The organism is Sinomicrobium weinanense, from assembly GCF_018863395.1.
GTDB classification, from domain to species: domain Bacteria; phylum Bacteroidota; class Bacteroidia; order Flavobacteriales; family Flavobacteriaceae; genus Sinomicrobium; species Sinomicrobium weinanense.
The window spans coordinates 354,274-373,312 of record NZ_JAHKRR010000004.1; the positions used below are offsets into that span (position 1 = coordinate 354,274).

Sequence of the window (19,039 nt, forward strand, 5' to 3'; positions counted from 1 at the left end):
GTTGAAGTTTATTTATTCCGCATTATTCAGCGATTTAAGTTAAAGAGTATTTAAAATTCAATGGGGCAGCTAGATTATTTGTTAATTTTTGTTTTGTCGTTTATCCTGGTTGCAGTAGGTATTTCCTTTTTGCGGACAGGCAGGGACATGAGGTCTTTTTTTGCAGGCGGTGGCGATATTCCCTGGTGGATAAGCAGTCTTTCGCTTTTTATGAGTTTTTTTTCCGCAGGTACTTTTGTGGTATGGGGGTCCATTGCCTACGAAAGCGGGCTGGTGGCCGTAGGGATACAGCTCACCATGGCCGTCAGCGGATTTTTTATCTACCTGTTCCTGGCAAAAAGATGGAAACGTGCCGGCATACTTACCGTTGCCGAATTCATCACCCGCCGGTTCGGAAAGGAAACACAAAAGTTCTATACCGGGATTTTTATCGCGATTTCTTTCTTTACGGCCGGGGCCTTTTTGTACCCGGTGGCCAAAATAACCCAAATAGCCACGGGCTATCCCGTAGAATACGTTATCATGGTATTGGGAGGTATGGTGCTCTTATATACGGCCATCGGAGGCTATTGGGCTGTACTCGCTACTGATGTGATCCAGTTTGTTGTCCTTTCCGTGGCCGTTTTGATCGTTGTCCCTCTGGCTTTTGATGAGGTAGGGGGGATACAGGCATTTGTAGACAAGGCTCCTGAAAACTTTTTCCGGCTCACCAACCATGAATATTCCATAGGGTTCCTCCTGGCATTTACACTTTATAATTTCTTCTTTATAGGCGGAAACTGGGCTTATGTACAGCGATATACCAGTGTCAAGAACGAAAAGGAGTCCGGAAAGGTAAGCCTGGGTTTTATGTTTCTCTATCTGCTTTTCCCGCTGTTATGGATGCTCCCCCCAATGATCTACCGGGTGGTAAATCCCGGTCTTGCAGGAACGGAACAGGTAGAAGGGGCCTATCTGATGATCTGTATGCAAGTTATGCCGGCGGGAATGTTAGGGCTTATGATAGCGGGGATGGTTTTTGCCACCGCCAGCTCCGTAAACACCACGCTCAATATGATGGCGGCAGTGACTTCCAACGACCTCTACCGGTCATTTCGCCCATGGGTTAAAGAAAGGGAATTAATGTACGTAGCCCGCATCGCTACGGTGTTTTTCGGATTGGGGGCGGTTGCCATAGCCCTGCTTGTTCCCCGTATGGGCGGTATTGTCAATGTGGTTTTGTCGGTGGCGGCTATTACAGGTGTGCCACTTTACGCCCCGCCGGTATGGGCATTGTTCTCCAAAAGATTAACAGGTAAGGCAATGATCCGGATAACGATTCTTAGCCTATCGGTAAATGTATGCTTTAAATTTTTAGTTCCTGTAACCCTGGGCAAAGCCGGTGAACAGGCACTGGGTGCTTTAACGCCACTGGTTTTGCTGGTCATATATGAATTATATGCCAGGTACGGGGAAAGACAGGTGCCCGATGAACTGCACGACAGGAATAAGCAAGAGGGCCTTTCGGTAAGATCAGATCATCAGAACGTGACGAAGATGTATACGGAGCTGTCAGAACACGATACGGCCCGGCAGGAAATAAAGGAGGAGGAACAGGCCCTTAAAGATCGCTTTTTTGGTATAAAGGTCATTACAATGGCCGTTTTTTCCGTGGCCATACTCTTATTTCTTGTGGGCTTCCTGACAGAGAAGAGCAGGGGATATGTACTTATTGCTGCCGGGGTACTTACCGCAATATGTGTCTGGGTATGGATGCTATTCAAAAAGAACTGGAATAAGAAACTGTAAATCAAGATATGAAGCAAGTAGGTTTAGACGGGTTCAGAGAACTCAAGACATTAGAACTGCACTATGAGCTCATCGTAGTAGGAGGAGGGCTGTCCGGTGTATGTGCAGCACTTACGGCATCTCGTGAAGGAGTTAAAGTAGCCCTTGTCCAGGACAGGCCGGTCCTGGGGGGAAATGCTTCCAGCGAAGTCCGGTTATGGGCTTTGGGGGCTACCTCTCACATGGGGAACAACAATCGGTGGGCCCGGGAAGGAGGGGTGGTAGATGAGATCATGGTAGAGAATACCTATAAAAACAAAGAAGGGAACCCTGTGATCTTTGATACCATCCTCATCGATAAAGTGCTCGATGAACCTCATATAGACCTGTATTTGAACACAGCGGTCTTCAGTACGGTAAAATCCGGAGAAAGCCGGATAGAAAAGGTCATTGCTTTTAATTCCCAGAATTCCACTTTATATCATTTTTCCGGTAATTATTTTATCGATGCTTCCGGCGATGGTATCATGGCTTATCAGGCAGGCGTGCCTTATCGTATCGGTTCAGAGGCTCCCGGGGAATTTGATGAGCTCCTGGCTCCCGATGTAGAGGATTACGGGGAACTTCTCGGGCATACGCTGTTTTTTTATTCCAAAAAGCAGGAACAGAAAGTGCAGTATATAGCCCCGGATTTTGCACTGAAGGACATGGGCCAGGTGCCCAGGGTGAAAAATGTAAAGGTAGGAGAAGACGGGTGTAAGCTGTGGTGGTTTGAATATGGCGGCAGGCGGGATACGGTCCACGAAACCGAAGAGATCAAAAAAGAATTGTGGAAAGTGGTCTATGGCATATGGAACCATATAAAAAACTCGGGAGATTACGAAGGGGCGGATTATTATACGCTGGAATGGGTAGGGCTGATCCCCGGAAAAAGAGAGAGCAGGAGGTTTGAAGGGCATTTTATGCTCACCCAGAAAGACGTTATAGAGCAAAGGGAACATTACGATGCCATTTCGTACGGTGGCTGGGCCCTGGACCTGCACCCTGCGGACGGTATATACAGTGATAAGGATGGTTGTACGCAATGGCATGCCAGGGGAGTGTACGCTATTCCATACCGGTGTTACGTTCCCCTGGGAATGGATAACCTTTTGCTGACGGGCCGGATCATAAGTGTCAGTCATGTGGCTTTTGGCTCTACCAGGGTCATGGCCACCTGTGCACATGGCGGACAGGCGGTTGGTATGGCCGTGGCTTTAAGCCTTAAAAAGGGAATACCCGTTAAAGCGTTTATGGAGCCCGATACTGTAAAACTCCTGCAAAATGCCTTGCTGGGCAAAGGGCACTATATCCCCGGGATAAAACTCAGCTCCGGGTATAACCTGGCCGAAAAGGCACATATAACAACCTCCGGTACATTACAGCTCGAAAAACTCCAACCGGATGGGAACTGGCAACATCTGGAATTTTCCATGGGGCAGATGATCCCGGTTGAGAAAAAAATACCTGCCGTTAAATTATGGGTAAAAGCCGAAGAGGCTACAACCCTCTCCATAGAGTTAAGGGTAAGCTCAAAACCTTATAACCACACCCCCGATGTACTGGTGGACCGGTTTAGCTATGAACTGATACCTGGCGAACAAAGCCTCGATATACAAACAGGGGCAAAAGCAGAAAGCCCCCGTTACCTGTTTCTCTGCCTCATGGCAAATCCACAGGTATCCGTAGCATTGACGGACCGCCGTTTGTCCGGGATCGTGTCGGTGTTCAACAGCAGTAACCCTGCGGTTTCCAATTTCGGCAAGCAAACCCCCCCGGAAGGCCTGGGAGTGGATGAATTTGAGTTCTGGTGCCCCAAACGACGGCCTGCCGGGGCCAATATGGCATTTGAACTATCCTTTCCCATAACCCTCTTCAGTGAAAAAAACCTGGTAAATGGTTTTTTCCGGCCCGTTCATGTTCCCAATGCGTGGGTAGCCGGTTTAGAGGAAAAAGAAGCTACCGTCGACCTGCAATGGGAAGAACCCCAGACCATTAAAAAGATCCGGTTGTTCTTCGACCCGGATTATGACCATCCTATGGAAACCGTACAAATGAACCACGCCGAAAATTACATGCCCTTTTTGATCCGGAACTACGAACTGTATGCCGCCGATGTCAGGATCGCTGAAGTGAGCGATAACTATCAGACTATTAACGAGATTGTCCCCGAAACCCCCTTGAACACCGACAGGCTTACGCTAAAATTAAAACAAAACCACAGCAATGTACCTGTTTCCGTAATAGGTATTGTATGTGAATGAGGATTGACCAATTAAAACACTGCAATTATGAAGAACGTATTGATTTTATTTCTTAACCTCTTTTTTATAGGGGTGTGTTGGGCCCAGGGGCAAGTCAGCGGAATAGTTACCGATGCGGAGTCGGGGGAACCCTTGTTGGGGGTTAATATTATTGTAAAAGGAGCATCGGCCGGGGCAGTCACCGATTTTAACGGGGAATACCAGTTAAATGTACCTGAAGGGAGCACTCTTATTTTCTCCTATATTGGTTATATACAGCAGGAAGTAGCTGTGAATAACAAGGAAACCATAAATATAGCATTAGCTCCCGATGTATCCGTTTTAAAAGAGGTGGTCATTATTGGATATGGCACCCAAAAGAAGGAGAACCTCACCGGGTCGGTCTCTGCCGTAAAAGGAGGTGAGATAGCTACTCAACCCGTGATGCAGCCTTCTCAGGCCTTAATGGGCAAAATGCCGGGGGTAACTGCTTTACAGAGCTCCAGCCAGCCCGGGGCAGACGGAGCTACTCTTCGTATACGGGGTATAGGCACACTGAGCAATTCCGACCCCCTGGTGCTTATTGACGGGGTGCCCGGTAATATGGACGGGATAGACCCCAGGGATATAGAAAATATTTCTGTGTTAAAAGATGCCGCTTCTGCGGCAATTTACGGGTCCAGGGCGGCCAACGGGGTGGTGCTTATTACCACCAAACGCGGAAGAATGGGAAAACTCAGTGTCAATTATAATGGATATGTGGGCTGGCAAGACCCTACGGAAATGCCGGAATTTGCAGATGGCGGGGAATACATGAAACTGTATAATATTGCCAGGCAAAACCTTGGCCAGGAACCCGCTTTTCCCCAGGAATATATCGATGCCTGGCAGGAAGGGCACCTCACCGATCCCGACCAGTATCCCGACACGGATTGGGCAAACGAGATCTTTTCGAGGAACGGATTTCAGCAACATCACTCCCTTTCGCTTTCCGGGGGTGGCGAACTGGCCAGGGTAATGGGGTCGTTCTCTTTTATGGAACAGCAGGGGAATATCCCGGGCTTTTCCTATAAACGTTATAACGCCCGGATAAATACCGACCTGTCCCCTTCGGAAAAATTCAATTTTAATTTCGATATCAGTTTTCGCCGGAGTGTTCGCGATGAGCCTATTACCGGGCTTGGTGTAGTACGTGAATCTTACCGTAACCCTCCTGTTTATGCATCCCGGTTTTCTGACGGAACCTGGGGGCCGGGATGGAATGGAAGCAACCCGATAGCCCGGGTCCGTGACGGAGGGGGAAGTGAGGACCAGTATCATTACCTGCGTGCCATACTCAAAGCTAATTACAAGCCTGCTGAAGGCCTGCAGTTTTCCCTGATGTATTCTCCCCAATACAATGAGACCATGAGCAAATCCTTCACCCGGCAATACGAATATTACGAATACGGAGATACATCTCCTTCCCTTTATCCCACAAGGAATGAGCTTTCCCAGGGGCACGACCGAGACCTCACCCATATGGTACTCGCCACCGGGAGTTACGAAAAAGATTTGAACGATCATTTTTTTAAGGTGCTCACGGGCTATGAACTCAATACTTACAGGAGAGACTGGATAACTGCTTCCAGGGACAATTTTTCCCTTCAGGACTATCCCTATCTGCAAAATGGTTCCAAAGAGAACATGCAAAACGACGGTTCGGCCAGCGAATGGGGGCTGCATTCTTTCTTTACCCGTGTAAATTACGATTATAAGGGCAAATATCTTTTGGAGGCCAATGTCCGTGTGGATGGTTCTTCCCGTTTTGCCAAAGGGAACAAGTACGGGACTTTTCCTGCATTTTCTGCCGGATGGAGGGTTGCCGAAGAATCTTTTATGGAAAACATAAACTGGCTCGACGAATTAAAGCTCCGGGCTTCCTGGGGGCGCCTGGGGAACCAGAATGTGGGCACCTACCCCTTTGCATCCACGGTTTCCCTGGGGATGGACTACCTCTTTGGGGGCGAACCGGTCAACGGGGCAGCCCAGCGTGATATGGCCAATAAAGATATTTCCTGGGAAACTACGGAAACCACTAATTTCGGAATAGACCTGGCCCTGTTTAAGAACAGGTTATCGCTTTCAGCAGAATATTATATCCGCAATACCTACGATATTCTTTTACAGCTTCCCATACCTGCTACCATAGGGCTGAGTGCCCCTTACCAGAATGCCGGGAAAATAAATAATAAAGGCTGGGACCTGGCTGTAGGCTGGAAAGATAAGATAGGAGAATTTCATTACGGCATTGACTTTAATATTTCTGATGTACACAATAAAGTGGAGGACCTGCACGGTACCGGACCATATATAGGGGAAACCACCATTGTGCAGGAAGGATATCCTATTAATTCCCTGTACGGATACAGGTCGGACGGTTTTTTCCAGTCCGGGGAAGAAGTAGACAGGGCTCCCGAACAGTTCGGTGCCATTGCCCCGGGAGATATCCGGTATACAAACCAGCTCACCGTAGACACCAACGGCGATGGTATTCCGGATGCGGCAGACGAACTTATCAATGCCGATGACCGGGTGGTATTGGGAGATCCCTTTCCCAGGTATACCTACGGTATGAATTTCACGGCAGATTATAAAGGCTTTGACTTTAGCGCTTTGTTACAAGGCGTGGGCAAGCGGGATGTATATCTTCAGCAAGATGCCGGCTGGGCTTTTTACAATGCAGGGAAGATACAGCGGTGGCAGATGGATTACTGGTCACCCGAAAATCCGGATGCCTCCTATCCGAGGCTTGTAGCTACCAGCAGTCATAACAACTTTAAGATGAGTGATTTCTGGATATGGAATTCGTCTTACCTCCGCCTCAGGAACCTTACGCTGGGCTATACGTTACCCCAAAAGGTTTCCGAAAAATTCTCAATGGACCGCTTCCGGTTTTACGTTTCCGGGCAGAACCTGTTCACCATTCACGATATGCCCAAAGGATGGGACCCGGAAACACCGAATTCCACAGGTGGAAATATTTATCCCATTATGGCCATATACACTTTGGGTGTAGATATCACCTTTTAGATAGATGAATCAGCTAAACCTTTAAAATGATACTTATGGAATTTATAAGAATTTGCAAAATAACAGCTCTCCTGCTTTTTTTGCTCGCCGGACTGGGAGCCTGTGATGATGCGCTGGACAAGCTGCCCCTGGACGCACCTTCCGATGAGACCTTTTATACTAACGAAACCGAACTGGAGATGGCTGTGACAGGGGCATACAGGAGCCTTTATTGGGTAAGTGATGTACCATTTCCCGTATTGCTGGACAATACGACCGACCTGGGTTTCCTGAGATCGGATTTTAGTAGTATGCAAACTTTTTCCAGGGGGGCTCATTCTCCCGCAGAACCGGGATTTTCCGATGTCTGGGAAAAGATGTACACCGGAATAGGCAGATGCAATAACCTGCTCAATAATATGGAAAAAGCCAGGGAAGTGGTTTCTGATGATACATACCGCCGGATAGAGGCCGAAGCCTTGTTCCTTAGAGCTTATTATTATTCATGGCTGCTTCAGCTATACGGCGATGTTCCGTTTATGGAAGAAGTGCCCGCGGCCATAGAAGATGCATATATCCCAAAAACTCCCCGGACCGAGATCGTACAACGGTTATTGGAAGATCTCGACAAAGTGGCCGAAATACTGCCGGAAAACTGGGGAGATTCGGATGAAGGACGGGCCACAAAAGGAGCTGCTTTGACCTTAAAAGCGCGGATTGCCCTGTATGACGGCCTGTTCGGGGAAGCAGCTGAAGCAGCTTTCCAGGTCATGAATTCGGGAACGTACAAACTTCATCCGGATTATGGAGAATTGTTCACCTATGCCGGGGTAAGGGTTGAGGAGGTTATTTTTGATCTGCCTTTTCAGCTGGGTTTTATGACCACAAGATTGCCCTTGCAACTGGGGCCAAGAAATACAGGTAGTTGGAGCCAGATTGTCCCCTCGCAATTTATGGTCGATTCTTATGAATGTGCGGATGGTAATCCTATTGACCGGTCGTCCCTTTACGATCCGGCTCAGCCCTTTGAAAACCGGGACCCTCGCCTGGATGCCTCCCTTGTCAGACCGCAGTCGGTATTTGCCGGGTATGTGTTTGAAACCCATCCCGACAGTACGGAGACCACGTATTTTAAAGATGGGGTTGCCACCAGGGTAGCCAACCAGGACGTCCGGAATGCTTTCGCGACCTTTACCGGTTATCTGTGGAGAAAATACGCCGCTCCGGAAGATATGCCTCAGAATGCACACACTTCGGGATTGAGCTTTATCCTGATGCGTTATGCCGAAGTATTGTTGATCTATGCCGAAGCGAAAACAGAACTCGGCCAGGCCGATGCCACAGTACTGGATGCTGTCAACCAGGTCCGTGCCCGGGCATATGGAGTGGATGTCGGGGATACCGGTAACTATCCGGCGGTGACCACCACAAATCAGGACGAGTTGCGGACAATAATCCGTAGGGAACGTAAGGTAGAGCTTGCCAATGAAGGCTTCAGGCTTACCGACATCCGCCGTTGGAAAATTGCAGAACACGTGATGCCCGGAATATTTGCCGGCAGGCCCAGGGGAGCTTACAGTAATATGACTTTTGTACCGGAAATAGACCGGTACGGGCACCCGAATTACAACGGGTCGCAAGACCTTTACCGTTCGGTGGACCAGCGTATATTTAACCCAGGTAGGGATTATCTCTGGCCTATTCCCCAGAAAGATATGGACGTTAACCCGGCATTGGAGCAAAACCCGGGGTACTGAGGGGTATAAGAAAATAAGAAATAACACACCATATTACAGCTAAATGAATAGCACAGTGGATAACTGGAACAATTATTACAAATACATTCTTGTAGCCCTGGCCGTAACGGGGCTGATGACGCCGGGACACGGTCAGGAAAACAATCTGTCACGTACCGGTACAGCGAGCTCAAGTACGGCCATTGCGGGATATGAAGCTGACCGGGTAGCCGACGGCAAAGAGAACACCCTTTGGAAAAGCGGGGACGATGACCGGAACCCCTGGGTGATCGTGAGGCTTCCGGGAGCTACTGAGATTGTAAGGATCGGGGTCAGATCGGTGGATGCCGGCCGGGTAGTTACTGATTTTAGCCTGCAGTTCATGCATAACGGTAAATGGCATGATGTCCGGAAAATATCGGGCAATACAGAAAAAGACCTGAAGGTGGATCTCGATAAACCGGTATTGTCAGACCGGATCCGTTTCATTGCCTCCGCTGCAGGACCGATAGCACTGGCAGAGCTGGAACTGTTTGGGCAGGCTTATGTGGACAGCAGCGCAATGGTTGTGAAAAAGATACTGGTCAACCAAAGCGGCTATAACCTGAACCACATCAAGCGATTTTCTGCCCCGGACCTGTCCGGCCAGGTCGGATTTCAGATACTGGAACTGCCGGACGGCCGGGAAGTGTATCAGGGGGAGATACAGAATGGGGTAGGTGATTTTTCAGATTTTGATCCGGAGTCAGAAAAAGAGTATGTGATAGAAGCCCGGGGGCATCGTTCCTTCCCGTTCCGCATCGGGCCTAACTGGTTGGAGCGGGTGACATATCGGAATATGGTAGATTTTATGGCAGGAGCCCGGCATTACCTGGGGACGACAGATCAGATACGACCGCTTTCCTGGGCGTGGCGCGACGGGGACTTCTTCAACTGGGCCCAGCAAAGTCTGGTATCGCTATACCTGTCCAATCCCGCGGCTTTTGACCGGATGGAACGGACTCTTCAATATGTCCCTAACGAGGACTTTCCGGAAGACTACCGGCGCAAATGGGGAGCTTTGGAACCCTATGCTCCCGACGCCCCGGATATTGTAAAATTGATCCATTGGGATGCGGATGTAAAGATCAGCCAAGAGCTCGACCATGAAATGCAAAAAGCCGAGCTGGCATATTTTCTATACGCCTGGCCCTATTTAAAGCAATGGCTTCCCAGGCAGAATTTCGATCGGGTGTATGCTTACCTGAAAGAAAAATGGTCAAAAAACGATGTAGAAGAACACTCCACTACCAAATACGATCTAAGTCCCGGGCACGACCTGCTGGCTTTGAAGACCAAACTTGGCACTACCAAGGGAGAACTCCCCCCTGGGCATTCGGTGATCCCTAACCTGATGATGTATGAAGTAGCCAAAAGCCAGGGTGAGGACGATGCGGAAAAATACTTTCAGGCAGCATATGACCAACTGGACTGGATGATCAAAAACCTGGACTGGGAAGACCCGATAACCACCAAGGGACAGCGTATGTCTGAGCACATCACCATGCGGGCGTTTGCCTATTTCTTTCACGAATATCCCGGCCGGGCCCCTGACAGGATCCGGGATAAGGTAGAAAAATGGGCCCGGGTGGCAATTTCGCGATCCGATAATTTCTGGGATTTCCGAAAATACAGCCCGGAAGACTGGACCCCGCCAAGCTGGAATGAAACCGGTAACGTACTGGGGTTTCCTGCGGCTGTATTCTCAGCTATGGGCATACTTGAAAACGGCCCCCTTTGCAAACGACTGGAAGTGCTGGCCTGGGCACATTTGGAAAATGCCTTTGGAAGAAATCCGACCGGGAGGCATTTTTCCTATCGGGGGACAAAGGAAATAGAAGGAGTGGACCTGGGCTGGTACAGCACACATAAAGGAGGGATCGGGTTGTTGGAGAAGGTTCGTTTTGTATTTGACGGGTCCCCGAAATCTTTTCATTACCCCAACCATCCGGAGGTAGGGAACCTGGGATGGACAGAAGGATGGGTACAATTCAATACCGCATTTAACCTTAGCATGGCTTACCTGGCCAACTACAACAGTAATATCTCGCTCAACCGGGAAGGCGATGAACTGACCATAGCACTAAAGGCCCCGCTTAATTTTGATTATGGAAAAGAAGAACTGTTGGAACTGGAATTGAAAAATAAGAGCGGAGGAAAATTGAAGGTGGTACTCCGGGAGGCGTCCCCTTATTCGGATACGCTGGTCGGAAAGGTTAAGGTCCACGGTAAAAAGTTGGTTGCCGATGATGGGGAACTGCAATTTTCGGAGGGAGATACAGTCACCGTGAGCTATGGATTGGGGTTTATGAAAAATGAAGCAGAACTACGACTCGATTGATCCTGAGATCGGCCCTGAGGGTATATGAGGCGATATGATAAAACCGGAAAACGTATGAACAGGATTTTAAATTTACTGGTAATAAATTTTTGTTTGATACTGATGCTTCCTTTGAATGCGCAATCAGAAGAGGATAAGCCGGACAAGCCCCCGTCCTTTTCACTTATGGGATTTGGGGATTCGATTACTGAAGGCGGAGCCGCATTTTCTTCCTATCTGTTCCCGTTATGGGAAAAATTGCTCCGCGCCGGATATATTGTGGACTTTGTAGGGCCAAGACAGGCACCCACCCGGATCGGAGTACTGAACCATGCAGGTTACAGTGGCCGGACTGCAGAATTTTTAGAAGGGCAAATCGATAGTATCTACCGGAAGTATCCGGCCGATGTGGTATTGCTCCATGCGGGGCACAATCATTTTGCTGAGGAACAACCGGTCTCTGGTATTCTGGATGCCCAGCGATCGATTATTTCCAGGATAAAGAAGATCAATCCGGATGCTTTGATCCTTGTTGCCCGGGTTATCGAAAGCGGAAAACTTCCCAAATATTCGTATATTCCCAAGTTGAATGCCGGGATCGGGGAGTTGGTGAAAGAACTCCGGCAAAACTGTCCCGGGATCTATCTGGTGGATCAGTCAGCTTCATTTCATTGGGAAACCGATGCCATACAGGATAAGGTCCACCCTAATTCGCAGGGGGCTGAAAAGATGGCGGAAACCTGGTTCCGGGAGTTGGAAAAACATTTAAAAAGGCCGTCCGTATCTTTCTCTCCTGAGCTGGTAGTTTATAAGAAAGCGGGAGACGCCAGGCTGAAACTACATATTTTTCAGCCGGAAGAGCCGCACAGGGAGGACAGGCCCCGTCCCTGTATCCTTTTCTTTTTCGGAGGAGGCTGGAAATATGGCACGCCGTTACAGTTCTACCGCGAGGCAGCGCATTATGCAGGCAAGGGGATGGTCGCCATTTCAGCCGATTATCGGATCGGATCGGCAAATGGGTCCACGGTATTTGAGAGTGTGGCCGATGCCAGGTCTGCCATACGCTGGGTCCGGGAACATGCACAGGAATACCATATCGACCCCGGGCGGATCGCTGTGGCGGGGGCATCTGCCGGAGGGCACCTTGCCGCTGCAACCGGTACGCTTGCAGGGTTTGATGAGGAGGGAGAAAGAAGGGATATTAGTGCAGTGCCCGATCTGAATATCCTGTATTACCCGGTTCTGGATAACGGCCCCGATGGTTACGGGTCCGCCGAGGTAAAGACAAGGTTCAAAGAAATATCCCCAATGCACAATGTAGGTCCGCAAACCCCATCTACGTTGATTCTCCTGGGTACGGAAGACCCCTATCTGTCCGAAACGCAGGCAAGAAAGTACAAAGCCCGACTGGAGCAGTTTGGAACCCCGTGCAAGCTAATGATGTATCCCGGATCGGGACATCCTGTTTTCCATTACCGCAAAGGCCCGTCTTCCCGGTATTACGAGATGCTCCGGGATACTGACCGCTTTCTTGAAGAACAGGGATACCTCTCACCGTAATACTTGACAATTTAGATCAAAAACCATAATAGATCAACGACCATGAAGAATTTTAAATTATTGACAATAAGCCTCACTTTTGCGGCTTTATTTTTAAGCGTTCCTTTGTTTTCGCAGGTAATAAGTATAGACCGGCTTTTCTGCGAAAACAGGGAAAACCCTTTGGGGATTGAAAATATTAATCCGAAACTTACATGGGTCCTCTCTTCAGACGGGAGAAACAAAAAACAATCAGCGTATCAGGTTCAGGTTAGCGAAAATCCGGATAATTTCACCGAAAACCTGATCTGGGACAGCAAAAAGGTAAAATCCGGCCAATCCGTTCATGTAGCATACCAGGGAGATGAATTAAATGCTTTAGATAAATATTATTGGAGGGTAAAAGTCTGGGACGAAAATAATAAGTCTTCCGGGTGGAGTAATACCGCCTTTTGGCAAATGGGAGTGCTAGACAGATCGGACTGGAAAGCAAAATGGATAGGGGTTGGCTATGAAGAAGAGCAATCCCGCCCCGGTGGACTGATGCGAAATGAATTTAATATCGATAAAAAAATAAGATCAGCTACGGCTATAATCACATCTCACGGGCTTTATCAGGCCTTTTTGAACGGATCTAAAATAGGAGATGCTTATTTAACTCCGGGGTGGACAAGTTATAACAAGCGTTTGCAGTACCAGGTTTATGATGTTACCGGTCAGTTAAAGCCGGGGAAAAATGCCGTCGGCGCTATTTTAGGTGATGGTTGGTACAGAGGCCCGTTAACATGGGGGGAAAGGAAAGATTTATTTGGCAGTGAATTAGCTTTATTACTTCAAATAAACGTAACATATGCCGACGGCACTACTGAAGTTTTTAGTACGAATAATCAATGGAAGTCCGCAAAAAGCTCCATTTTAAACTCGGAAATATACAATGGTGAAACCATAGATGCACGAAAGATAAAAACGGGCTGGAATACAAGTGATTACGACGCTGGTGAATGGGTGAAAGTAAAAGAAAAACAATATGGATATGACAACCTGGTAGCCACCTACAATGAGCCCGTCAGAAAACAGGAAACTTTTAAACCGGTAAAAATGCTAACGACTCCGGAGGGGGATAAAGTACTGGATTTCGGGCAGAATTTAGTTGGTTTTGTGGAAGTGGAGATCACAGGTAAAGCGGGAGACAGTTTAGTTTTGGAGCATGCAGAAGTACTGGACAAAGATGGTAATTTTTATACGGAAAACCTTCGTGCAGCCAAACAGAAAAACGTCTATATCCTTAGTGGCAGGGATAATGAAAAATTCGAGCCGCATTTTACATGGCAGGGATTCAGGTATGTTAGGTTGAAAGGAAATGTCCCCGGCATCTCCGCGGACAATTTTACTGCTGTGGCATTGTATTCCGATATGCGGAAAACAGGTACTTTTAAAACATCCGATAAATTGTTAAATCAGCTACAACATAACATCCAATGGGGGCAAAGGGGAAATTTCCTCGATGTCCCTACCGATTGTCCGCAAAGGGATGAACGGTTAGGGTGGACAGGGGATGCCCAGGTTTTTTCCAAAACGGCAGCGTTTAATATGCATGTCGATAATTTTTTTACAAAATGGATGCAGGACGTAGCGGCAGATCAGCTCCAGAACGGCAGCGTAACGCATGTTGTCCCTAACGTCCTCGGACCTGGTGGGGCCGGTTCGGCCGGTTGGGCAGATGTAGCTACGATCATTCCCTGGGATATGTACCTCCTTTATGGAAATACGGAGATTCTCAAAAACCAGTATGAGAGTATGAAAGGATGGGTCAATTATATGAATGAACAGAGCAAAGACTATCTCTGGAACAGCGGCTTTCACTATGGAGACTGGCTTTTTTACAGGCCCGATGACGATAATGACGGAAGAGCGGCATTAACCGATAAGTATTTAATAGCACAATGCTTTTTTGCCCATTCCACCCAACTGTTGGTCAATACGGCAGAAGTTTTGGGTAAAGACGAAGATGTAAAGAAATATTCCAGCCTTTTGCATAAGATCAAAGAAGCGTTTTTAAAAGAATATATGACCCCGAACGGGCGTTTGGTATCCAGTTCCCAAACAGCCTATGTATTGGCTTTAAATTTTGATATGTTTCCTGAAAATTTAAGGGAACAAGCGGCAGAACGATTAGTAAACAATATAAAAAGCTACGGTTATCATTTAACCACAGGATTTTTAGGCACTCCGTATTTGTGTTTTGTATTGTCTGAATTTGGTTATCACGATCTGGCCTATACATTGCTCATGCAACAGACATACCCCTCGTGGTTGTATCCGGTAACCGCAGGGGCCACAACGATCTGGGAACGATGGGATGGCCGTAAACCCGATGGGACTTTTCAAACGCCGGGAATGAATTCATTTAATCATTATGCATACGGGGCCATAGGGGATTGGATGTACAGGGAACTGGCAGGAATTAACAGTTCCGAAAAGATCAATGAAGTCGGTTATAAAAAGATAGTGCTGAAGCCTCATTTAGACAATAAATACGAATCTGAAGAAGTTGAGAAACAGAATAAAAACAGTGTGTTAGACGAAGTAAACGCCAGCCTGGAAACCTATTACGGAACCATAGTGTCTCACTGGGAAATTGATGGCGAAAGAAAAACTTTTGATATTAAGATCCCGGTTAACACAACCGCAGAAATACATTTACCGTCGAACAGTATTGCAAAGATCAAAGAAAATAATAAACCGCTCTCTTCTTCGAAGGATATAAAAATCGTAGATGAAAAACCGGATGAAATCGTTATATCCGTCGGGTCGGGGCATTATAATTTTTCCATGAACTAAATCAGGAACGGTTGAACTGAATCCTATTGCACATTAATGAAATAACGATAATTGATAAAAATATCAAAGATGGTCTGCATACTGTATAAAATAAAGGTCAAGCCTTGTAAAAATAGTATAACATTAGGGTTTTTGATGTTGCTTGGCGTATCCCTTCGGGCAGAAGTAAAGCTCCCTGCTATTTTTAAGGACAACATGGTTTTACAACAACAAACAGAAGCCCCGGTCTGGGGAAAGGCTTCTCCCGGTAAGGAAATAAAAGTTACCACTTCGTGGGACAATAAAAGTTATACGACTTCCACAGATAAAACAGGGAACTGGAAGCTGGCTGTCAGCACTCCCGTTGCCGGAGGGCCCTATTCGGTTACTATTTCCGATGGGGTGGAACTAGAATTAAACAACGTATTGATCGGGGAGGTATGGATTTGCTCGGGCCAGTCCAATATGCATTTCCCAATGAAAGGATATTACAACCAACCGATGTTGGGGTCAAACCGGGCGATTGCCACTTCCTATAACCCTTCAATACGATTATTTACCGTAGATCAGAAGATCAGCCTGGAGACTTTGGATGACCTGGGCGGACAATGGACGGAGTGTACCCCTGAAGAAGTTGCGAAGTTCAGTGCCACAGCTTACTTTTTCGGGAAAATGCTCCAGGAAACCCTGGGTGTCCCGGTAGGATTGATCAGTACAAGCTGGGGAGGGAGCCCTATCGAATCCTGGATGGACGAAGCAACGCTTAAAACATTCGAGGAAGTGAATTTGCCGAAAAAGGAGGCAAAGAATTTTACCCATAAGAGCCCTACTACGCTTTTCAATGCCATGATACATCCGTTGATCGGATATGGAATAAGAGGCGCTATATGGTATCAGGGAGAAGGCAACCGCCACACCCCGGAACTATACCGGAAATTAATGCCGGAAATGGTAAAAAGCTGGCGAAAAGCCTGGGATAGGGGAGAATTTCCATTTTATTATGTACAGATAGCACCATATAACTACAAAGAAAATGGTATATCGGCTTTTTTTCGTGAAGCCCAGCTCCGGGCCCTTTCGGAAATAACCAATAGCGGTATGGCGTGTTTAATGGATGCCGGAGACAAAAACTGTATCCATCCTCCGGACAAAAGAAAAGCCGGGGAGAGGCTGGCATACCTGGCCCTGGACAAAACTTACGGAAAAAAGGGCTTTGCCAGTTCAGGCCCGGTGCTGAAGGATGTGGAGGTGGAAGGGAACCGGGTAAAATTAACATTCAGTAATGCCAGTAATGGGTTGACCGCTTTTGGAAAAGAATTGGAAAATTTTCAGATAGCTGCAAAAGATAAGGTTTTTCATCCTGCTAAAGCCATTATTACCAAAGAAGGGATTACTGTATATTCGGAAAATGTAGAAAGCCCGGTAGCCGTCCGTTATGCTTTTCAGGACTATGCCATGGGCGATCTCTTTAATACCGAAGGCCTTCCCGCATCATCGTTTCGAACAGATAGCTGGGATATAAATAACTGATCAAATTATTTATTTTCAGTGTTTTTCCCTTTGGATGGGCCTGTGTTTTGGAGTTAAATGTTTCTTTGTAAACAAGCTGCCAGTCATTGGTTTTTCCTGTGAACCCTTTGTGATTTGAATTATGCTTTTTGAGTCTTTCCAGGAGATTAGCAGTTACGCCGATATAGAACTTATCGATTTTTTGAGAGAATAATATGTAGCAGTAAAAAGTCATGACTATAAACAAAAAAGCCTCTCGGATGAGAGGCATTTTTTGTTGTGGGCCCTACTGGATTCGAACCAGTGACCCCCTGCTTGTAAGGCAGGTGCTCTGAACCAACTGAGCTAAGAGCCCGAAAAACAATAAAAATAATTCTAAAATTGTGGGCCCTACTGGATTCGAACCAGTGACCCCCTGCTTGTAAGGCAGGTGCTCTGAACCAACTGAGCTAAGAGCCCCCACAAAATATGCTTTATAATAAATGAACGTTTCATCTGAAGCTGGATTCTAACCAGCGACCCTCCCGACGGTAAGTCGGGATGCTCAGAACCAACTGAGCTAAGAGCCCCACTAAATCAACTTTTTCCCGGGCGAGGCCTTTACCAGACACCCTTGAGGGAAATCGCGGATGCAAAAATACGATTGTTTTTTACACGTGCAAAATATTTGTGGTATTTTTCTATAATATCTCGGCGACCACAAAAGTACTCCCTCCTATGTATATAAAATCTCCCTTATTTGCTTTGGCCAGGGCGTCATTATAGGCTTTTTTTACCGAAGGGAATATATTTCCCGTAAGACCATATCGCTGCGCGTGGTCGCGGAGCTCTTCTGCCGGGAGTGCCCTGGATATGGCAGGTGAGGCAAAATAATAGGTTGCCTCTTGTGGAAAAAGGGGAAGTATACTGTTCAGGTCCTTGCCCCGGACAACTCCCAATACGATATGCAGGTTTTTGTATTCCTCGCTTTCTATCTGGTGCATCACCAGGCGTAATCCTTCAGCATTGTGGGCGGTATCGCAGATCACTTTCGGCGCTGTCCGTAATTGCTGCCATCTTCCTTTCAGGCCGGTGTTCTGTACCACTTTTATCAACCCGGAAAGCATGTTCTCTTCACTGATGTCGAAACGCTTCAGATGCCGGGCCGTGGCTATTGCGGCGCGTATGTTCTTTTTCTGGTATATGCCCAGGAGGTCACTTTCTATGGTTTCCAGGGAGAGGTCTTCGGCCAGGAATAGCTCGGAACCATTATCACGGGCCACTTTCCGGAATACAGGGAAGGTTTCTGCCTGGTATTCGCTAATGACCACTGGGACCCCGGGTTTGATAATACCGGCCTTTTCAAAAGCTATTTTTTCAAGTGTATCTCCCAGGATGTCCGTATGGTCGTAGCCTATATTGGTGATCACCGAGATTTCCGGGGTAATGATATTGGTAGAATCCAGCCGGCCGCCAAGTCCTACCTCGATAATGGCGATATCCACCTTTTTCCGTGCAAAAAAGTCGAAGGCCATACCTACGGTCATCTCGAAGAAGGAGAGGTCCTGTTCTTCCAGGAAAGGTTTGTTGTCTTTGATGAAATTTACAACAAAATCTTCTTCGGCCTCAATGCCGTTGATCTTTATCCGTTCCCTGAAATCCTTTAGGTGCGGGGAGGTGTACAGCCCGGTTTTATATCCCGCTTCCTGTAATATGGATGCAAGCATATGGCTCACGGAGCCTTTTCCGTTGGTCCCGGCAACATGTACGGTCCTGATCCTGTTTTCGGGGTTGCCAAGGTGGCGGCAAAATTCCCGGATATTGTCCAGTTTGGGTTTCAGGGCTGTTTTGCCCTGCTGCTGGTACATGGGCAGCCTGTTGAACATCCACTGCAGTGTTTCCTGGTATGTCATGTAGTATGATAGTGATTTTGCAGATTGATGAAGGGATTTCTTTATCTTCTTTATAGGGTACACTTCCCGATAGAGACGCACGGC

The 19,039-nt window shown here is 47.4% G+C and carries 10 protein-coding genes and 2 tRNA genes; 8 read left to right on the forward strand and 4 right to left on the reverse strand.

The genetic code is table 11. The features are described from left to right. Positions 1 to 60 precede the first annotated feature (60 nt). The 8 genes from KN811_RS13825 (at position 61) to KN811_RS13860 (ending at position 17,084) form a co-directional block, all read left to right on the forward strand. On the forward strand, positions 61 to 1,788 hold the full coding sequence (locus KN811_RS13825) for a sodium:solute symporter family protein (protein ID WP_187966286.1): 1,728 nt from the start codon (positions 61 to 63) through the stop codon (positions 1,786 to 1,788). Between the two features lie 8 nt (positions 1,789 to 1,796). Continuing rightward, positions 1,797 to 4,070 (forward strand): FAD-dependent oxidoreductase, encoded by a 2,274-nt coding sequence (locus KN811_RS13830; RefSeq protein WP_187966287.1) that lies wholly within the window; start codon positions 1,797 to 1,799, stop codon positions 4,068 to 4,070. 27 nt (positions 4,071 to 4,097) lie between these two features. Continuing rightward, positions 4,098 to 7,121 (forward strand): SusC/RagA family TonB-linked outer membrane protein, encoded by a 3,024-nt coding sequence (locus KN811_RS13835; protein WP_187966288.1) that lies wholly within the window; start codon positions 4,098 to 4,100, stop codon positions 7,119 to 7,121. A 35-nt stretch (positions 7,122 to 7,156) separates the two neighbouring features. Next, positions 7,157 to 8,857: a RagB/SusD family nutrient uptake outer membrane protein gene (locus tag KN811_RS13840; protein WP_187966289.1), complete on the forward strand. Its 1,701-nt coding sequence runs from the start codon at positions 7,157 to 7,159 to the stop codon at positions 8,855 to 8,857. A 43-nt stretch (positions 8,858 to 8,900) separates the two neighbouring features. Then, positions 8,901 to 11,216 (forward strand): discoidin domain-containing protein, encoded by a 2,316-nt coding sequence (locus KN811_RS13845; RefSeq protein WP_187966290.1) that lies wholly within the window; start codon positions 8,901 to 8,903, stop codon positions 11,214 to 11,216. Between the two features lie 54 nt (positions 11,217 to 11,270). Continuing rightward, entirely contained in the window at positions 11,271 to 12,755 is a 1,485-nt protein-coding gene (locus tag KN811_RS13850; protein WP_187966291.1) for an alpha/beta hydrolase fold domain-containing protein, read from the forward strand. A gap of 42 nt (positions 12,756 to 12,797) precedes the next feature. Then, positions 12,798 to 15,575: an alpha-L-rhamnosidase gene (locus tag KN811_RS13855; RefSeq protein ID WP_187966292.1), complete on the forward strand. Its 2,778-nt coding sequence runs from the start codon at positions 12,798 to 12,800 to the stop codon at positions 15,573 to 15,575. Positions 15,576 to 15,644: 69 nt separating this feature from the next. After that, on the forward strand, positions 15,645 to 17,084 hold the full coding sequence (locus KN811_RS13860) for a sialate O-acetylesterase (protein WP_187966293.1): 1,440 nt from the start codon (positions 15,645 to 15,647) through the stop codon (positions 17,082 to 17,084). On the opposite strand, the gene KN811_RS22135 is transcribed toward KN811_RS13860, so the two are convergent. From KN811_RS22135 to KN811_RS13880, 4 genes are all read right to left on the reverse strand, one after another. Beyond that, a complete protein-coding gene (locus KN811_RS22135) occupies positions 17,023 to 17,334 on the reverse strand; it encodes a GIY-YIG nuclease family protein (protein ID WP_216334856.1) in 312 nt (103 codons plus the stop codon). The two genes, KN811_RS13860 and KN811_RS22135, sit on opposite strands and share 62 nt — an antisense overlap. Positions 17,335 to 17,343: 9 nt before the next feature. Continuing rightward, positions 17,344 to 17,418 (reverse strand) — tRNA-Val (locus KN811_RS13870). Positions 17,419 to 17,447: 29 nt separating this feature from the next. Next, positions 17,448 to 17,522: transfer RNA gene (locus tag KN811_RS13875), tRNA-Val, on the reverse strand. A gap of 221 nt (positions 17,523 to 17,743) precedes the next feature. Beyond that, positions 17,744 to 18,955 (reverse strand): bifunctional folylpolyglutamate synthase/dihydrofolate synthase, encoded by a 1,212-nt coding sequence (locus KN811_RS13880; RefSeq protein WP_187966294.1) that lies wholly within the window; start codon positions 18,953 to 18,955, stop codon positions 17,744 to 17,746. Positions 18,956 to 19,039: the final 84 nt, after the last annotated feature.